Annotated in this window: 15 protein-coding genes and 1 riboswitch; of the genes, 7 read left to right on the top strand and 8 right to left on the bottom strand. The window is 70.9% G+C overall.

Going from position 1 to position 17193, the window contains the following annotated elements; translation table 11 throughout:
* Positions 1–35 precede the first annotated feature (35 nt).
* Positions 36–1316: an extracellular solute-binding protein gene (locus O7610_RS00465; RefSeq protein WP_289212429.1), complete on the bottom strand. Its 1281-nt coding sequence runs from the start codon at positions 1314–1316 to the stop codon at positions 36–38.
* A gap of 245 nt (positions 1317–1561) precedes the next feature.
* Here O7610_RS00465 and O7610_RS00460 point away from each other — a divergent pair, with 245 nt between their 5' ends.
* Together O7610_RS00460 and glyA are read left to right on the top strand one after the other, a co-directional pair.
* Entirely contained in the window at positions 1562–2584 is a 1023-nt protein-coding gene (locus tag O7610_RS00460) for a LacI family DNA-binding transcriptional regulator (protein ID WP_281553794.1), read from the top strand.
* A 102-nt stretch (positions 2585–2686) separates the two neighbouring features.
* A riboswitch (ZMP/ZTP riboswitch) is annotated at positions 2687–2771 on the top strand.
* A gap of 65 nt (positions 2772–2836) precedes the next feature.
* On the top strand, positions 2837–4102 hold the full coding sequence (glyA, locus tag O7610_RS00455; RefSeq protein WP_281553793.1) for a serine hydroxymethyltransferase: 1266 nt from the start codon (positions 2837–2839) through the stop codon (positions 4100–4102).
* 36 nt (positions 4103–4138) lie between these two features.
* Here glyA and O7610_RS00450 read toward each other — a convergent pair whose 3' ends face one another.
* Positions 4139–6811 (bottom strand): putative bifunctional diguanylate cyclase/phosphodiesterase, encoded by a 2673-nt coding sequence (locus tag O7610_RS00450; RefSeq protein ID WP_289212428.1) that lies wholly within the window; start codon positions 6809–6811, stop codon positions 4139–4141.
* A 226-nt stretch (positions 6812–7037) separates the two neighbouring features.
* Here O7610_RS00450 and O7610_RS00445 point away from each other — a divergent pair, with 226 nt between their 5' ends.
* Positions 7038–7460, top strand: coding sequence for a PH domain-containing protein (locus O7610_RS00445; protein ID WP_281553791.1), 423 nt, complete (start codon positions 7038–7040; stop codon positions 7458–7460).
* Here O7610_RS00445 and O7610_RS00440 read toward each other — a convergent pair.
* Both O7610_RS00440 and O7610_RS00435 read right to left on the bottom strand, forming a co-directional pair.
* Complete coding sequence (locus tag O7610_RS00440) at positions 7454–8380, bottom strand: 2-hydroxyacid dehydrogenase (protein WP_281553790.1); 927 nt, start codon at positions 8378–8380, stop codon at positions 7454–7456. The genes O7610_RS00445 and O7610_RS00440 overlap by 7 nt on opposite strands.
* Positions 8381–8609: 229 nt before the next feature.
* Complete coding sequence (locus O7610_RS00435; RefSeq protein ID WP_123600394.1) at positions 8610–8909, bottom strand: DUF1540 domain-containing protein; 300 nt, start codon at positions 8907–8909, stop codon at positions 8610–8612.
* A gap of 169 nt (positions 8910–9078) precedes the next feature.
* Between O7610_RS00435 and O7610_RS00430 the strand changes: the two genes are divergently transcribed.
* Both O7610_RS00430 and O7610_RS00425 read left to right on the top strand, forming a co-directional pair.
* Positions 9079–10311, top strand: a complete 1233-nt coding sequence (locus O7610_RS00430; RefSeq protein ID WP_502959069.1) for a PQQ-dependent sugar dehydrogenase — start codon at positions 9079–9081, stop codon at positions 10309–10311.
* A gap of 44 nt (positions 10312–10355) precedes the next feature.
* Positions 10356–12038 (top strand): metallophosphoesterase family protein, encoded by a 1683-nt coding sequence (locus tag O7610_RS00425; RefSeq protein WP_289212426.1) that lies wholly within the window; start codon positions 10356–10358, stop codon positions 12036–12038.
* Between the two features lie 266 nt (positions 12039–12304).
* Here O7610_RS00425 and O7610_RS00420 read toward each other — a convergent pair whose 3' ends face one another.
* From O7610_RS00420 to O7610_RS00410, 3 genes are all read right to left on the bottom strand, one after another.
* Positions 12305–13693 (bottom strand): IS1380 family transposase, encoded by a 1389-nt coding sequence (locus O7610_RS00420; RefSeq protein ID WP_281550639.1) that lies wholly within the window; start codon positions 13691–13693, stop codon positions 12305–12307.
* 101 nt (positions 13694–13794) lie between these two features.
* Complete coding sequence (locus O7610_RS00415; RefSeq protein ID WP_281553787.1) at positions 13795–14154, bottom strand: hypothetical protein; 360 nt, start codon at positions 14152–14154, stop codon at positions 13795–13797.
* Positions 14147–14458, bottom strand: coding sequence for a hypothetical protein (locus tag O7610_RS00410; protein ID WP_289212425.1), 312 nt, complete (start codon positions 14456–14458; stop codon positions 14147–14149). Before O7610_RS00410 ends, O7610_RS00415 begins: the two co-directional genes overlap by 8 nt.
* Positions 14459–14640: 182 nt before the next feature.
* Here O7610_RS00410 and O7610_RS00405 point away from each other — a divergent pair, with 182 nt between their 5' ends.
* Entirely contained in the window at positions 14641–15432 is a 792-nt protein-coding gene (locus O7610_RS00405) for a helix-turn-helix domain-containing protein (protein WP_281553785.1), read from the top strand.
* Positions 15423–15617 (top strand): DUF397 domain-containing protein, encoded by a 195-nt coding sequence (locus O7610_RS00400; protein ID WP_281553784.1) that lies wholly within the window; start codon positions 15423–15425, stop codon positions 15615–15617. The genes O7610_RS00405 and O7610_RS00400 overlap by 10 nt, the downstream gene beginning before the upstream one ends.
* Positions 15618–15683: 66 nt before the next feature.
* Here the strand turns inward: O7610_RS00400 and gatB are convergent, their stop codons facing one another.
* Positions 15684–17189, bottom strand: coding sequence for an Asp-tRNA(Asn)/Glu-tRNA(Gln) amidotransferase subunit GatB (gene gatB / locus O7610_RS00395; protein ID WP_281553783.1), 1506 nt, complete (start codon positions 17187–17189; stop codon positions 15684–15686).
* Positions 17190–17193 lie beyond the last annotated feature (4 nt).

Here is a 17193-nt window from a genome sequence, read left to right as displayed (position 1 = left end):
TTCAGCCGCACGCGCGGCTCGCGGCCTGCGAGCGGTTACGCGTTCGCCGCCTTTTCGGCTTCCGCGATGGCTTCCGTCCACGCCTCGTCGGGCTTGCCTTCCAGGTCACCGCTCTGCAGCCGGTTGAGGACGTTCTCCACCGCGACCCGGACGGGGCCGTTCTTACGGCCGAGGTACTGCGGGGTGAGGTTGGCGGCGGTGGCGGAGAAGATCTGGCCGACCGGCGCGTCGTTAAAGAACGGGTTGGAGAACTCGACGATCGCCGGGTCCTCGTAGAGCGCCGGCTGTGACGGCAGGTTGCCGACCTTCTTGAAGATCTCGATCTGCTGCTCGGGCTGGATCAGCCACTCCAGGAACTTGTACGCCTCGTCGACGTTGCCGCCCTGCGCTGGGATGGTCAGGAACGAGCCGCCCCAGTTGCCGCCGCCACCGGGGATGGCCGCCACGTCCCACGTGCCGGCGGTGTCGGGGGCGGTGTTCTGGATGTGGCCCATCATCCACGCCGGGCAGGCCAGCACGGCGAAGTCGCCGTTGACGAAGCCGTTGTTCCACTCCGGGGAGAAGGCGGCGAGGTTGGCCGACAGCCCGGCGCCGACGACGGCGGCGGCGGTGTCGAAGGCGACCTTCGGACCGCCTTGCATGGCCAGGTTGTCGCCGGTGTCGAAGAGGCCGACCGGCTGCTGGCCGAGCACCGGGTTGAAGATGTTGGTGGCCGAGTCGACGAACTTCTTGCCGCTGGCCGCGACGTACTCCTCACCGGTGGCGACGAACGACTCCCAGTCGGGCCACAGGGCGGAGACCTCGTCCCGTTCGGTCGGCAGCCCGGCCGCCGCGAACAGGTCGGTGCGGTAGCACATGGCCAACCCGCCGACGTCGGTGCCGAGGCCGATCTGGGTGGTTCCGTCGGCGGACAGGGTCTGCTGCCACTTCCAGTCGAGGTAGCGCTCCTCGTACTGGCCGGCGCCCTTGTCCAGCAGGTTGACGAACTTGTCGGCCTGCTCGCGGAACTGGACGACGAACCCTTCGTCGATGGCGGCGATGTCGGCGGCGCCGGACCCGGCGATCAGCTTCTTCTGCAGGTCCTCGTGCTGGGCGTTGTACTCACCGGAGTTGAGGTTGATCCGCACGCCCGGGTTCTCCGCCTCGTACGCGGCCTTGAGGTCGTCGAGGCCGAAGTCGCCCCAGAACGCGATGGTCAGGGTGGTGCCGCCGTCGTCGCTGCCGCCACCGGGTTCGCCGCTGCAGCCGGCGATCAGCAACGCGCCGGCGGCGCCGACCGCCGCCGTACGTGTCCAAGGGGCCCAACGCCGCTTCATCCCATCCTCCGAACACACTTGGAGACGCTCCAGACATCGAGGAGCATCGACTGAACCGGGTAAGTTAGGCCACGGTACGAGCGACGTCAACGCATGTCAATGGCTGGTTAACGCCGTAGCCAACCCGTAACCTCGGTGCCCTCGGACGGGGTGGCCGCTGGGCCCGGCCGACACCGGATATCGTTTCGGGCAGCAGACTTAACCGGGCAAGGCCAGCCGAAACGAACCCCGAAGGAGCGCCGCCGGTGAAACGGCCGACCATCGCCGACATCGCCCGCCGAGCAGGCGTCTCGAAGGGCGCCGTCTCCTACGCGCTCAACGGCCAGCCGGGAGTGTCCGAGGCGACCCGGCAGCGGATCCTCGCCATCGCCGCCGAGATCGGGTTCAACCCCAACAGCGCCGCCCGCGCCCTGTCCGGAGCCACCGCCAACGCAGTCGGCCTGGCGCTGAGCCGCCCGGCCCGGATCCTCGGTATCGAGCCGTTCTTCATGGAGCTGATCAGCGGTGTCGAGGCCGAGTTGTCCGCCCGGTCGTACGCGCTGACCCTGCAGGTGGTAGCCGACACCGAGGCCGAGATCGCGGTCTACCGGCGCTGGTGGGGTGAGCGCCGGGTGGACGGCGTGTTCCTCTGCGACCTTCGGGTCGACGACGACCGGGTGCCGGCACTGGAGACGCTGCAACTGCCAGCGGTGGTGATCGGCGGCCCCGACCACACCGGCTCGCTGCCGAGCATCTGGTCCGACGACGCGTCGGCCCTGGTCGAGACGGTCGAGTACCTGGTCGCGATGGGGCACCGCCGGATCGCCCGGGTCGGCGGCCTGCCCGGACTACTGCACACCGAGATCCGCGCGGACGCGTTCACCGACGTCTGCCGCCGACTCGGCCTGAACCAGTGCGTCACGGTGCCGTCCGACTACACCGGAGAGGAGGGCGCGCGGGCGACCCGGCGGCTGCTCAGCACCGCGGCCCGCCCCACCGCGATGATCTACGACAACGACGTGATGGCGATCGCCGGCCTGGCGGTGGCCCAGGAGATGGGGCTGGCCGTGCCGGGTGACCTGTCGATCGTGGCCTGGGACGACTCGCCGCTGTGCCGGCTGGTGCATCCGCCGCTGACCGCGCTTGGCCGCGACATCCCGGCGTACGGTGCACACGCCGCGCGGCAACTGCTGGCGACGATCGCCGGTGAGCCGACGCAGGCGTACCAGGACGAGACGCCGCACCTGACCCCGCGGGGCAGCACCGCACCGCCACGTAACGGACAGTGAACCGGTTAAGTTTCCGAAACCTTGACGGCGCAAACACCAACAGATCTCGCCGCGTACCGTCAGGGTCTGCCCGACCCGCCGACCACCGCGGGTTATGCTCGGACCGGTCACGCGACTGGCGCAGCGAAGGTGGAACCGACCACCGGGGAGCGACCACCGACGTGCGCCGCGCGCCTGGGTGCACCGTCGACGGCACCGTCATGCCCGGGTCGCCCCGGCCGGCGGAGCCGCCCGACCCCAGGAGGGCACGTCGTGCACGTACCGCAGATCCCGCAACTGACCGCCACCGACCCCGAGCTCGCCGCCCTCGTCGAGGGTGAGGCCCGCCGCCAGCACGACAAGCTGCGCATGATCGCCTCGGAGAACTACGTCTCCGCCGCCGTGCTGGAGGCCAGCGGCACGGTGCTGACCAACAAGTACTCCGAGGGCTACCCGGGCCGGCGCTACTACGAGGGCCAGCAGTTCGTCGACCCGATCGAGACGCTCGCCGTCGAGCGGGCCAGGACGCTGTTCGGGGCGGCCCACGCCAACGTCCAGCCGTACTCGGGCTCCCCCGCCAACCTCGCCGTGTACCTCGCCTTCCTCTCCCCCGGCGACACCGTGCTGGGGATGTCGCTGCCGATGGGCGGGCACCTCACCCACGGCTGGTCGGTGTCGGCCACCGGCAAGTGGTTCAACTCGGTCCGCTACAACGTCTCCCGCGACACCGGCCGGATCGACTTCGACGAGGTACGTGACCTGGCCCGCCGCGAACGGCCGAAGGTGATCTTCTGCGGCGGTACGGCGGTGCCGCGGACCATCGACTTCCCGGCCTTCGCCGAGATCGCCCGGGAGATCGGCGCGGTGCTCGTCGCGGACATCGCGCACATCGCCGGCCTGGTCGCCGGCGGCGCGCACCCCTCGCCGATCGGCCACGCCGACGTGGTCACCACCACCACCCACAAGACGCTGCGCGGCCCGCGCGGCGCGATGATCCTCACCACCGAACAGCACGCCGCCGCGATCGACAAGGCAGTCTTCCCGGGCCTGCAGGGCGGCCCGCACAACCACACCACCGCCGGCATCGCCGTCGCGTTGCGCGAGGCCGACACCGACGACTTCCGCCGGTACGCCCACCAGGTGGTCGCCAACGCGAAGGCGCTGGCCGCCGCGCTGGTCGACCGGGGCTTCGAACTGATCTCCGGCGGCACCGACAACCATCTGATCCTGGCCGACCTGACCGGCAAGGGCGTCGCCGGCAAGCCGGCCGCGCAGGCGCTGGACCGGGCCGGGATCGAGCTGAACTACAACACGGTGCCGTACGACCCGCGCAAGCCGTTCGACCCGTCCGGCATCCGGCTGGGCACCGCCGCGCTGACCACCCGCGGTCTGACCGAGGTGCAGATGCCGCAGGTCGCCTCCTGGCTGGACGACGCGGTGACCGCGGCGGTCAAGGACGACGGCGCCGCCCTCGACCGGATCGCCGGGGAGGTCGCCGACCTGCTCGCCGGCTACCCGATGCCCGGCTACGCGGCCTGACCTGCGCCCATCCGCGTCTGACCTGCGCCGATCGGGTCAGTGCGACGGGGTGGGGAAGTCGGCGATGTACGCCTCGGTCCGCTCCGCAGGTGCGGGGCGGGCCAGGGCGTACCCCTGACCGAACCGGCAGCCGGCCACCTGCGCCTGGCTCACCTGCCCGTCCGTCTCCAGCCCTTCAGCAACGATTTCCAGCCCGAACCGCCGGCCGAGCCCAGCCACCGCCTCCAGCATCGGGTGGACGCTGTCCGGGCCGGCACCGGCGCCGGCGACCAGCGACCGGTCGATCTTGACGACGTCCAGCGGCAGCCGCCGCAGTTGGGCGATCGACGCCTGACCGGCGCCGAAGTCGTCCAACGCGATCCGCACCCCGTGCGCCCGCAGGTTCGCCAACTGCGCGAGGATCTGCGGATTCTCGGCGGCCGCCAACTCCTCGGCGACCAGCGACTCGGCCACCTCGACGACGAGCCGCTCCGGCCCGACACCCTGTGCGGCCAGCATGGCCAACAGGTCGGCTACGAAGGTGGTCGCGGCCATCTCGGCCGGGGCGACGTTGACCGACAGCCACAGCCCGTGCCCCTCCCGTGACCAGGACGCCAACTGCCGGCAGGCGGTAGCCCGCGCCCACCGGCCGATGTGGCCCAGCAGCGACAGTTCCCGGGCCACGGCGAGCAGCTCGGCCGGCAGCACCGTGCCGAGCACCGGGCTGCGCCAGCGCAGCAGCGCCTCGACCCCCACCGGTTTGCCGTCGACCAGGTCCACCACCGGCTGGTACACCACGTCCAACTCGCCCCGCTCGGCCGCACCCGGCAGCTCCCGCTCCAGATCCAGCCGCCGAACGAGCTGTTGCTCCAGGTAGGAGTCGTACCACTCGACCCGGTTGCGACCGAGCTGGCGGGCCCGGCGGCGAGCCAGATCCGCCCGGCGCAGCACATCGTCCGCCCCGGCGCCGCCGGCCACCTCGGCCATGCCGATGCTGGTCTGCAGCGCAACCACCGCGCCGGGCAGCTGGCACGGCTCGCGCAGCGCCGCGACCAGCCGCGCCCCGGTGCCGTACGCCAGCATCGGGCCGGCGACGGTGATCACCGCGAACTCGTCGCCGCTGAGCCGGGCGACCACATCGTCCGGCTCCACTGTGTCCCGCAGCCGCCGCCCCACCTCGACCAGCACCGCGTCGCTGGCCTCCCGCCCGTACTGCTCGTTGACGCCGACCAGGCCGTGCAGGTCGATGATCAGCAACGCACCGGGGTGGCCGGGCAGGTCCCGCTGGTTGGCGATCTGGCGCATCAGCTCCCGGCGGTTCGCCAACCCGGTCAACTGGTCGGTGAAGCCGAGCTTGTACAGCCGCCGCTCCAGGTGCACCCGCTCCCCCACGTCGCGTACGTGCACCACGAGCGCTCCGACCTCAGGCACCGTCCGCTGATCGGACACGGTGGACTCGGTGTCCCGCCACCGGCCGTGGCCGTCCCGTAGCCGGGCGGTGACCAGCGGGGTCCGGCCGGTCGGTACCAGCCGGCCGGTCACCACCCCGGTCAGCACCATGATCACCTCGGGGACGTCCTCGGGATGCATCAGCTCGATGAATGGTCGGCCGAGCACCTGCGCGTCGGCCAGCCCGAACAGCCGGGCGGCGGCCGGTGACTGCCACCGCACCCGCAGGTCGTCGCCGAGGGTCAGGGTGAGATCGTTGCCGCCGGAGACCAACGACCGGAAGTGCGCCTCCTGGATGCTCAGTCGCCGGGCGTAGGACCGCACGTCGGCCGCGGCCATCATCTCCCGGATCACCAGCGTCGGGATCACCGCGAGGCCGAGCAGGACCGACGTACGGTCGAACGACCCCTGGGCCGCCACGTGGTATACGGCCGCCAGCGCGGCCACCACCGCCGGAACTGTCACCAGTGGATACGCGGTGAGCCGGCCGCGCACCGGGGTGACCGGCCGCGAACCCGCGCGCTGCGCCCGCTGCGCCCCGATGACCAGCAGCAGCATGCCGCCGAGCGCCGGGGCCATCGCCAGGCACCAGAGCCAGCCCGCGGTGCCGTACGCGAAACAGACCGTCGGGGCGGCCAGTCCGATGAGCACCGCGCCGGAGCCGCCGCCGCAGTACAGCACCGCCGGGCGTTGCCGCCATACCGCCAGGGCGGTGACCGCGATGATCGATCCGGCCCCGATCACGCTCAGCTCGACGAAGAGCACGGCCGACGGCACGGTGTCGACCGGCGACAGCAGCCATCCGGCGAAGATCAGACTGATCCCCAGGCTCAGCCCGTCGACCACCCGCCGAAGGCGCAGCCGCCAGGTCTCGGCGATGCCCGGCAGCAGCAGAATCGCCGCGAGGTGACCGGCCAGGGCGAGGATGAGCCCGCTGAGCGCCAGGCCGGTCCGGGCCGCCGGCGGGCTGAAGGCGGCGACGCAGACTGCGGTGGCGCCGCCGACGCTGGTCACGGCGAGCAGGCCGGTTCCGCGACAGTCCCGGTATTCCCCGGTACGGGCGTGCGCGGTGACGGCCATCCGCGACAGCCGCCAACCGGGCATGCCGACGCCGAACAGCACCGCGCCGAGCACCGCGACCGGGACGGTCAGCAGGCCAACGGTGCCTGCGGTCAGCAGCAGCGCGGCGGCGCCGACCTGTGCGGGCAGGGTCCAGCCGGGGGGTTCGGCCCGGTGGGGGCGGGGACGGGTACGGGGTGGTTCGGGGAACGCCTCAGGCACGGTGGCCGTCGCCTCCACGGAAGGGGTCGGGGCACAGCTGGGCCGGGTCGGCCCTCTGTGCCGGTCACAACGAACCAGCCTGGCGCCGGGTTACGGGGCGGTCACCGAAGATTTCCGTCGGATTTCCGCCCCGGTGTACCCGGCCGGGTCTCGCGGCGCGCACCCGCCGGTGCCACCTGGCCTACCCGGCAGCCGACACTCACCGGCAGGATGCCAGGATTGTCGGATGAGTCGCAGGGTAACTGTCCGGTTCCGGCCGCACCAGGCGATCATGCTGGCGGCGGTGATCGCGTTCGTCGGGTCGCTGCCGCTGGCCGGTGCCCGCTGGTATCTGCTGCCGGTCCTGCTGCTGCCGCTGGCGATCGCGATCTGGGCGGTCCGCTCCGGAACCGATGCCGACCCGGCCGGGCTCCGGGTGCGGGCACTGATCGGCCAGCGCCGGATCGGCTGGTCGCGGGTGGCCGAGCTCGCGCCCGACCCGCAAGGCCGGGCGGTGGCCCTGCTCACCGACGGCGAGCAGGTACGGCTGCCCGCTGTGCGGGCAGCCGACCTGCCCCGGCTGATCGCTGCCAGCGGACAACCGCTGGCCCCGGCGACACCACCGCCAGCGGCACCACCGACCGACGAACCGGCCACGCCGACTCAATAGCCGTCCACCACCACGTTGTCCAGCGGCTCGCCCGCGACCAGCCGGGTGACCTGCCGACCTGCCAGGGCGTACGCGCGGGGCAGCAGACCGCGTACCGACCCGGCGATGTGTGGACTGATCACCACGTTCGGAAACCTCCATAGCGGATGGTCTGCGGGCAGCGGTTCGGGGTCCGTCACGTCGAGTACCGCGCAGATCCGGCCGGTCGACAGCTCGGCGGTGAGCGCCGTGGTGTCGACCACCGGGCCACGGGCGGCGTTGACGAGCAGCGCACCGTCACGCATCGCGGCCAGCGTGGCCGCGTCGACCATCCCCCGGGTCCGGTCGGTCAGCGGAACGATCAGCACCACGATGTCGGCGTACGGCAACAGGGCTGGCAGCTCGTCGACGCCGTGCACCTGTTCCGCCGGCCGGGCGGTACGAGCCACCAGTGTGAACTCCACCTCGAACGGGGTCAGTCGGGCGCGCAGCGCGGCACCGATCGATCCGGCACCGACGATGAGGACCCGCTTGCCGGCCAGCTCGTCGGTCGGGGCGAACCGCTCGTACGACCATTCCCCTCGGGTCTGGGCCCGGATGAAGCCGGCGAAGTCGCGGACGTGGGTGAGGATCGCGGCGGCAATCCACTCCGCCGTCGACGAGTCGTGCACCCCGCGCGCGTCGCAGAGCGTCAAATGCTGCGGCAGCCGCCCCACCCAGGCATCGGCACCCGCGGACAGCAACTGCACCACCTGAAGGTCCGGCATCTTGCCGGCCAGCTCCGCCGCTCCGGGCCGGGCCAGGAACGGAGGCACCCAGAACCGCACGCCGGCGGGGTCGGACGGCAGCTGAGTGATGTCGGCGGCGACCTCGACGGTCACCTCGTCAGGCAGCCGGCCGAGTAGTTGTCGGCCGTGTGCGTGGGGGATCCAGACTTTCACCGGTCCGACGATAGCGGGCCTTCCGGGTCCGGCCCGCCCAGGCCGGACATCACATGATCATCCGGTACGAGGCCCCGCAAGGCAGCGGCTCACTACTTGCGAGTATGTTACTCGTTCGACGCCGCCTTGTCGATCAGACCACATCGTTCAATGTTCTTGTTCGAATCCTGGCTCCCGGATGCACGCCTTACGACGGCACGGGTGAATGGGCAGGAAAGTGGCACGGCGGTCAGGCCGGTTCGTAGGTCATGCAGTCGGCCGTCTCCCGGCTCGGCCCGACCCGGATCGCCGGCGCCCGACACTCCAGCTCGGCATTGAACCGGCAGTCGGCACGCTTGCAGGCGCCAACCTGGGCGATCACCGCGTCGAGGCCACCCTTGGACGAGATGTCGAAAAAGGTGGTGCAGCTGGCGCTGTCCGCCTCGGTGCCGATCGTGATGGCGAAGGCGTGACAGCCCTCGTGCTGGTTGTACGCGCACTCCACGGCGGTGCACTCCTGCACCCGGGGCATCTCCATCATCGCGGTCATGGTGGTCCTCCTAGCTCGGCAGCATCCGGCAGTGGCGTCGTCGTCACTGTGGAGAACTGTAGTCCACTACGACAGAATATATGGCGCGTATTCAATTCTCGCAATTTTGGAAACCCTTACCTAACACCGCCCGATGCCATTTGGCTACCCTTACCTAAGTGCTCCGGGGATGCCGTCGGATGCGGATGTCCGGCAGCGGGCTAGTCTGGTGCGGGTGAACGCTTGCCCGCCGTACCGCCGCTCGTCGCGCCGCCCTACCGCCGCGACCACAGCGACCGCCGCCGCCAGCCTGACCGCCCTGCTGCTCGCCGGCGGCTGCGCGTTCGGCGAGCCGGAGCCGGACCAGGCCGGCGCGCCCCCAACTTTCCCCGCCCCGACCGAGACACCGACCGGCGGCGGCGTCGATCAGCAGGTGGCCGTCACCGTGCTGGCCAGCGGACTGGCGGTGCCGTGGGGGGTGACGTTCCTGCCGGACGGTGCCGCGCTGGTCACCGAACGGGACAGCGCCAGGATTCTGCAGGTCGGGCCCGGTTCGACCCCGGACGGGCTGGACGTCACCGAGGTGCAGATCATCGACCAGGTCGACGGCGGCGGTGAGGGCGGGCTACTCGGCATCACCGTCTCCCCCGAGTACGCCACCGACGAGACGGTGTTCATCTACTACTCCACCGCCGAGGACAACCGGATCGCCCGGCTGACCCTGGGCGGCGAACCGGAACCGATCGTCACCGGCATTCCGCTCTCCGGCATCCACAACGGCGGCCGGCTCGCCTTCGGGCCGGACGGCTTCCTGTACGCCACCACCGGTGACGCCTCGGACACCGGCCTGTCCCAGGACCAGGAGAGCCTCGGCGGCAAGATTCTGCGGATGACAACGGACGGCGAGCCGGCCCCCGACAACCCGTTCCCCGACTCGCTGGTCTGGTCTCTGGGCCACCGCAACGTGCAGGGCATCGCCTGGGACGCTCAGGACCGGCTGTACGCCACCGAGTTCGGCCAGAACTCCTGGGACGAGATCAACCTGATCGAGCCGGGCGAAAACTACGGTTGGCCACAGGTCGAGGGTGAAGGCGGGGACGGACAATTCGTCGACCCGCTGGTCGTCTGGCCGACCGAGGAGTCCTCCTGCTCAGGGGCGGCCGTGGTGGACCGGATCCTCGCCGCCGCCTGTCTGCGCGGCGAACGGCTATGGCTGGTTGAGCTGACCGAGTCCGGTACGGTCTTCGGCCAGCCCCGCGCGTTGCTCACCGGAGAGTACGGTCGACTACGCACCGTCGTGCAGGCACCGGACGGCTCGGTCTGGGTGACCACCTCGAACCAGGACGGCCGGGGCGAACCGGCCCCGGAGGATGACCGTATCCTTCGGCTGGTCTTCGCCGACGGCGGAGCCGGGCGCAGCTGACTTACCCGCCTCCCCACCCTCGATCAGACAGGCATCATCTCACCATGAGCGACGAGCAGACGGCCGACCGGAGCCGTCCCGGCCAGCAGCCGGGCCGTCCGGATCAGCAGCCGGGCCGCCCCGGGCGACGGCTGGCGCGCGCCGGGCGGCGGCTCGGCTCGGTCAGCCGTACCGCTGGTCGCGGATTCGGGCGGGCCGCGCGGTCCCGGGCGACCCGGCGGATCGGCGTGGCGCTCGCGGTCGTCGCGGTCAGTCTGGCCGGGGTCGTCATCGGCGTCCTGCTCGGGGCCCGCGCCGACGTCGACATCGGCCCGTTCCGGGCCGAGATGTCGGTGACCCCGGCGGTGGACGGCGGCACCACCATGGCCATCCCGCCGCTCGGCGCGCTGCACGTGGACAGCCACGAAGGGCCGGTCCAGCTCTCCATCCGGCTCGGCTCCCTCGACCAGGTCCGCACCCTCGCCCTGCTCGACGACCCGAACGCGATCACCCGGGCCAGTCAGACCGTGGTCGGCGACGTCACCGAGGGGGTGCTGCGGCTCGGTATCCGTACCATCGCGGTCGCCGTGCTCACCACCTTGATCCTCGCCGCGCTGGTCTTCCGCGACACCCGCCGGGTCGCCTGGTCCGGCACTCTGGCGCTGCTGATCACCGGCGGCAGCATCGGCGTCGCGGCGGCGACCATCCGGCCGGAGTCGATCGAGGAGCCTCGGTACGAGGGTCTGCTGGTCAACGCCCCGGCGGTGGTCGGTGACGTGCAGCGGATCGCCACCAACTACAGCCAGTACGCCGAACAGCTGCAGCACATCGTCAGCAACGTCAGCCGGATCTACACCACCGTGTCGACGCTGCCCGTCTACCAGGCGGCCGAGGGCACCACCCGGGTGCTGCACGTGTCGGACATGCACCTCAACCCGACCGGCTGGTCGGTGATCCGTACCGTGGTCGAGCAGTTCGACATCGACGTGGTGATCGACACCGGGGACATCACCGACTGGGGCAGCGAGCCGGAGGCGAACTACGTCGCCTCGATCGGGCTGCTGGAGGTGCCGTACGTGTTCATCCGCGGCAACCACGACTCAGTCCGCACCCAGGAGGCGGTGGCCAGCCAGCCGAACGCGGTCGTGCTGGACAACGAGGTCACCGAGGTCGCTGGGCTGACCATCGCCGGTATCGGCGACCCCCGGTTCACCCCGGACAAGCAGACCAGCCCGGCCGAGGGCGGCCTGTCCAAGCCGGCCACCGACCAGGTCATCGGGGTCGGCGAGCAACTTGCCGCGACGATCCGGGGCACCGACGAGCCGGTCGACATCGCCCTGGTGCACGACCCGGTGTCCGCCGGGCCGCTGTCCGGCACCACGCCGCTGGTGCTGGCCGGGCACACCCACAACCGGGAGGTCCGGATGCTCGCCGAGATTCCCGGGGAGCAGCCGACCCGCCTGATGGTGGAGGGTTCGACCGGCGGAGCCGGACTGCGCGGCCTGGAGGGCGAGGAGCCGACGCCACTGGCGATGACGGTGCTGTACTTCGACGCCGAACACCAGTTGCAGGCGCACGACGACATCCGGATCGGGGGCACCGGCCAGGCCCAGGTCACCCTGGAACGGCACGTCATCGCCGGCCCGGAACCGGAGCCAGACCCGTCGCCATCGCCGATTCCTACCGCCGGTCCGTCCGCGACCCCGACTACCACTCAGTCCGCGACCCCGGCACCCAGCCCGTCCTGAGCCCGCGCCCACCCCCGGCAGAGCCTCACCGGCACCCCGGCCCGCGCCGCCAGCCAGGATCGCGCGGCCTATTCGTTTGGGCCTGAGCCTCGATCCACCGACGCGGTTGCCGCTGAATGTTGGTCGATCATTTCTGTATTGGGTGGTGCGGCGGGCGTGAGGGAGTCGCCGATCACGTGATCGGCTTGCTCCGAGGGTGAGTGTTCGGGGTGGAACGGGATTGTGGCCTGTGGTCGGGCCGCCTGGTTTCGGCTGGTGGGGTGTGGTCAGCCGGGTGCCGGCTGGACGGCGGTGAACAGGTTGTCGAACGCCGCCTGCCAGGGCCAGTACTCGGGCAGGTGTAGGTGGATGGTGCGGGCCCGGTGGGCGAGGCGGGCTGCGACGGTGATGATCCGGGTCCGGATGGTGGCGGGTCTGGCGGTCGACCAGGTGCCCGCGGCGAGGTGTCCGGCGGCGCGGGTGAGGTTGTGCGTGATCGCGGCGCAGGTCAGCCAGGCGTCGTTGGCGCTGAAGTGTCCGGAGGGCAGGTGGGCGAGGGGGCCGGCGATCAGGTCGGCGTTGACCTGCTCGATGATCGCGTGTTGCCGGTGCTGGGCTTCGGCCTGTACGAGGGTGTACGGGCTGTCGGTGAACACGGCGTGGTACCGGTAGGTCGGTAGGAGTTCGTCCTGGCCGGGGATCTGTTGCGGGTCGTCGCGGCGGACGCGGCGCACGATCAGCCGGGCGGTCGCCTCGTGTCGGGTGCCGGCGAACGCGGTGTACGTGGTTTCGGCGATCTGCGCGTCGGAGATCCACCGGCCGGCGTCTTCGTCCCGGACGGCCTGCGGATAGGTGATGTCGACCCACTGGTCGGCGGCGATGCCGTCGCACGCGGCGCGGATCTTCGGGTCGATGCGGCAGGTGACCGAGAACCGCACGCCACGACGCCGGCAGCCGCTGATCACCGTCTTGGCGTAGAACGCCGAGTCCGCTCGCACCATGATCTCCCCCGAAGCGCCGCATGCCCGGGCGGTCGTGATGGCCTCGGCGATCATGGTGGCGGCGCCCCGGGACGAGCCGGCGTTACCCGACCGCAGCCTCGTGGCGGCGATCACCGGCGCGGACAGCGGGGTGGACAGCGTCGCGACCAGGGGGTTGTAGCCGCGCAGGTAGACGTTGTAGCCGCCGACCTTGGCGTGGCCGAACCCGATGCCCTGCTTCTGCTTGCCGTACACCCGCCGCAGCATGGAGTCGATGTCCACGAAGCACAGGGTGTCGGCGCCGGTCAGGATCGGTGCCCGGCCGGTCAGACCGATCAGGGTGTCGCGGGCGGCGGCCTGTAACTGCCGTACGTGCCCGTGGGTGAACGTACGCAGGAACGACCCGAGCGTCGACGGCGCGTACACGCTGCCGAACAGCGACCGCATGCCACCGTGCCGGGCGATGTCGAGGTCGTCGATGCTGTCCGCGCCCGCGAGCATCCCCGCCACGACCGTGGCGACCTTCCCGGCGGGGTTCGCGCCCTTGTCCGTCGGCAGCCGCACCCGGTCGGCGACCGCGTCATGCAGACCGGCCTGCTCGGCCAGGCGCATCACCGGAACGAGACCGGCACACGACACCAGATTCGGATCGTCGAACGTCGCGCGCACCACCGGCGCGTCCTGGCGTATTCTCACCTGCGAGGTGCCCTCTCGAACCGAGCGATAGAAGCGTCAGAACTCCTATCCTTCCAGTTCAGAGGGCACTTTCTATAGCCGGGGTCCTGCCGGTCCGACCTTCATCGGTGGATCGAGGCTGAGGTACCAGTGGAGCTTGATGCCGGAGGTGCATCTTGGTGCACCTGTGGCATCAGGTCGTGAAAGGGCACCTTGGTCCCGGGAGCCGGCCCTGGCCGGATGACCGCGCCGGGGCGGCGCAGCGCCGCCGCGCGGACCATCACCATCATCATCTGGCCGTCCCGGTTGCCGTGCAGTCGGATGCCGAGCAGGTGAATCCATTCGATGTTCGGGTGGGCGGCCTCGGCGCGGACGTGGATGACCCGCAGCCGCAGCGCTCCGTCTCCGTTGAGATAGTCGGACCCGCCGATCTCGATGACGTCCCACGGCTGCACCAGCGGCGATCTTGTCGACTCAGTCATCGCCACCTGCCCCGGTGGTCGGGTCAGCGGTGAGCCAGATGCCGACCGAGGCGAGCAGCCGACGAATGGTCCGGGCGGCGTCACCGTCGTACCGGTCCAGGTAGGCCACCGCGAGCCGCAGCCCCGGACAGACGATCGTGCCGCAGCGCGGACACCCGGTCACCGGGTCGGGCAGGTGCATCGCGGCCAGGTGCCGGGCGCGGGCGATCACCGGGTGGTTGACGTAGCCGGGCACGGCGCTGCCGGTCGGCACCGACATCCAGCCGAGTACGCCGTGCCGGCGCAATTGATCTTTCTCATTCATTTTTGCGCCATGCGTCCCCCATCGGGACAACAATGGACGCCTTCTCGAATTTCCCACTCCTCCACCCTGGACTTCCCCGCCTCACATATGGAAGATGGGCTTTGTCCTCGTAGCAGCAACATCCGTCACGGGGCAACCTCTGCCCACCACAAAGCAATTCTGTAGAGAGCTGGAGGAAACGAATGTCTGGAGCAGCGAGCGCATATCTGATAGCGGAGCTCCGCCGCCGCCGCGAGTTGGCCGGGCTCACCCAGGAGCAGTGGGGCGCCGCCCTGCACTGGTCGGCCCAGCACGTCAGCGCGGTCGAGCGCGGTGCCCGGCCGATCCGGCTCGACTACCTGGCCACCATCGACCGGGTCTTCAACTGCGACTACTCGACCCTCTGGGAGCTGCTGCTGCGCACCGAGCGGGCCCCGGTCTGGCTGCGCCCGTGGCTGGAGCACGAGCGGGAGGCGATCATGCTGCGCTGGTACGAGCCGCTGCTGGTGCCCGGCCTGCTGCAGACCGAGGCGTACGCCCGCGTCGTCCTCACCCATGCCGGAGTGGCGATCGACGACGTCGACACCACCGTCGGCGACCGGCTCGGCCGGCAGGAGATCCTGCACCGGGCCGAGCGGCCGTGCCGCTTCGTCGGGGTGATCGACGAGGCGGTGCTGACCCGGGCGGTCGGCGGCCCGGCGGTGATGCGTGAGCAGGTCCTGGCGCTGATCGCCGCCTGCGACCGGCCCAACGTCTCGATCCAGGTGGTGCCGGCCGGGGTCGGTGCCTACCCGGGGCTGAACGGCCCGTTCATTCTGGCCAGCCTGGACGGCCGGGCGGCCGGCTTCGTAGACGGGCCGTTGGAGGGCCAGACCATCGAGTTGGAGGCCGATCTGACCAGACTGGAGCATGCCTGGGAGTCGCTGCGGGAGTACGCTCTGCCCAGCGAGCAGTCCGTGGCGTTGATGCAGGAGGCAGCCGACAGATGGGCATGACGACCGATCCTCGACCGGCCTGGCGGACCAGCAGCCGCAGCAACGGCACCGGCGGCGCCTGTGTCGAAGTCGCCGACAACCTGCCCGGCCGGGTCCTGGTCCGCGACAGCAAGGACCGCACCGGCGGCACCCTCACCTTCTCCCCCACCGCCTGGCGGACCTTCGTCGACCACCATCAGCGGTAGATGACGCGAGCCGCGTCGGGCAGTGCCCGACACGGCTCGTCCGCTGTGGTTGGCCGCGCACCTGCCTCAGCCCTGTGCGCCGAGGCGGGACAGGATCAGCTCCCGGACGGTACGCGCGTCCGCCTGGCCCCGGGTCGTCTTCATCACCGCGCCGACCAGCGCACCGGCCGCCGCGACCTTGCCGTCGCGGACCTTCGCCGCGATGTCCGGGTTGGCGGCGATCGCCTCGTCGACGGCGGCGGTCAACGCACCGGTGTCGGAGACCACCTCCAGGCCGCGCGCGGTCATCACCTCGGTCGGCGTGCCTTCCCCGGCGGCCACCGCCTCCAGGACGGTACGGGCCAGCTTGTCGTTGAGCTTGCCCGAGTCGACCAGCCCCTGCAGTTCGGCCACGTGCGCCGGGGTAACCCCGAGCGCGGCCAGCTCCACACCGGACTCGTTGGCCCGGCGGGCCAGCTCACCCAGCCACCACTTGCGGGCGCCGGCCGGGGTGGTGCCGGCGGCGATGGTCTGCTCGATCAGCTCGACCGCCCCGGCGTTGACCACCGACTGCATGTCGTGGTCGGTCAGCCCCCACTGCTCCTGCAGCCGCTTGCGGTGCACCCGGGGCAGCTCCGGCAGGGCCGCCTTCAGCTCGGCCACCCAGGCGGCGTCCGGGGCGAGCGGCACCAGGTCCGGCTCCGGGAAGTAGCGGTAGTCGGTGGCGGTCTCCTTGGACCGGCCGGACGTGGTGTCGCCGCTGTCCTCGTGGAAGTGCCGGGTCTCCTGCACGATCCGGCCACCGGCGTCGAGCACCGACGCCTGGCGCAGCATCTCCGCGCGTACCGCCCGCTCCACCGACCGCAGCGAGTTGACGTTCTTGGTCTCGGTGCGGGTGCCCCACTCGGTCTGCCCGACCGGGGTCAGCGAGGTGTTCACGTCGCAGCGCAGCGAACCCTGCTCCATCCGTACGTCGGACACGCCCAACGAGCGGATCACGTCCCGCAGCTCGGTGACGTACGCGCGGGCCACTTGCGGTGCCCGGTCCCCGGTGCCGGGGATCGGCTTGGTGACGATCTCCACCAGCGGGATACCCGCCCGGTTGTAGTCGACAAGCGACTCGGTCGCACCGTGAATGCGCCCGGTCGCGCCGCCGACGTGCAGCGTCTTGCCGGTGTCCTCCTCCAGATGCACCCGCTCGATGCCGATCCGCACCAGCTCGCCGTCGACCTCGACGTCGAGCCAGCCGTCCACGCACAGCGGCTCGTCGTACTGGCTGATCTGGTAGTTCTTCGGCATGTCCGGGTAGAAGTAGTTCTTCCGGGCGAACCGGCACCAGTCGGCGATCGAGCAGTTCAGTGCCAGCCCTATGCGGATCGTCGCCTCGATCGCCGCCTTGTTCGCCACCGGCAACGAGCCGGGCAGGCCCAGGCAGACCGGGCAGACCTGGGTGTTCGGCTCGGCGCCGAACCCGGTCGGGCAGCCGCAGAACATCTTCGTGTTGGTGCCCAGCTCGACGTGCGTCTCCAGGCCGATCACCGGCTCGTAGCGGGCGACGACATCCTCGTACGTGGGCAACGCGGTCGTGCTCATCTCA

Source organism: Solwaraspora sp. WMMA2065 (assembly GCF_030345075.1).
Classification (GTDB): domain Bacteria; phylum Actinomycetota; class Actinomycetes; order Mycobacteriales; family Micromonosporaceae; genus Micromonospora_E.
Note: the sequence above shows the minus strand (reverse complement) of the source record. Positions and strands in the feature narration are given on the sequence as shown.

Bases quoted from the DNA above. Each gene is read 5' to 3' on its own strand.
- O7610_RS00465 (WP_289212429.1), bottom strand. From the start codon at position 1,316: ATGAAGCGGCGTTGGGCCCCTTGGACACGTACGGCGGCGGTCGGCGCC.
- O7610_RS00405 (WP_281553785.1), top strand. From the start codon at position 14,641: ATGTCTGGAGCAGCGAGCGCATATCTGATAGCGGAGCTCCGCCGCCGC.
- O7610_RS00415 (WP_281553787.1), bottom strand. From the start codon at position 14,154: ATGACTGAGTCGACAAGATCGCCGCTGGTGCAGCCGTGGGACGTCATC.
- O7610_RS00400 (WP_281553784.1), top strand. From the start codon at position 15,423: ATGGGCATGACGACCGATCCTCGACCGGCCTGGCGGACCAGCAGCCGC.
- O7610_RS00435 (WP_123600394.1), bottom strand. From the start codon at position 8,909: ATGACCGCGATGATGGAGATGCCCCGGGTGCAGGAGTGCACCGCCGTG.
- O7610_RS00445 (WP_281553791.1), top strand. From the start codon at position 7,038: ATGAGTCGCAGGGTAACTGTCCGGTTCCGGCCGCACCAGGCGATCATG.
- gatB (WP_281553783.1), bottom strand. From the start codon at position 17,189: ATGAGCACGACCGCGTTGCCCACGTACGAGGATGTCGTCGCCCGCTAC.
- O7610_RS00425 (WP_289212426.1), top strand. From the start codon at position 10,356: ATGAGCGACGAGCAGACGGCCGACCGGAGCCGTCCCGGCCAGCAGCCG.
- O7610_RS00410 (WP_289212425.1), bottom strand. From the start codon at position 14,458: ATGAATGAGAAAGATCAATTGCGCCGGCACGGCGTACTCGGCTGGATG.
- O7610_RS00430 (WP_502959069.1), top strand. From the start codon at position 9,079: ATGCCGTCGGATGCGGATGTCCGGCAGCGGGCTAGTCTGGTGCGGGTG.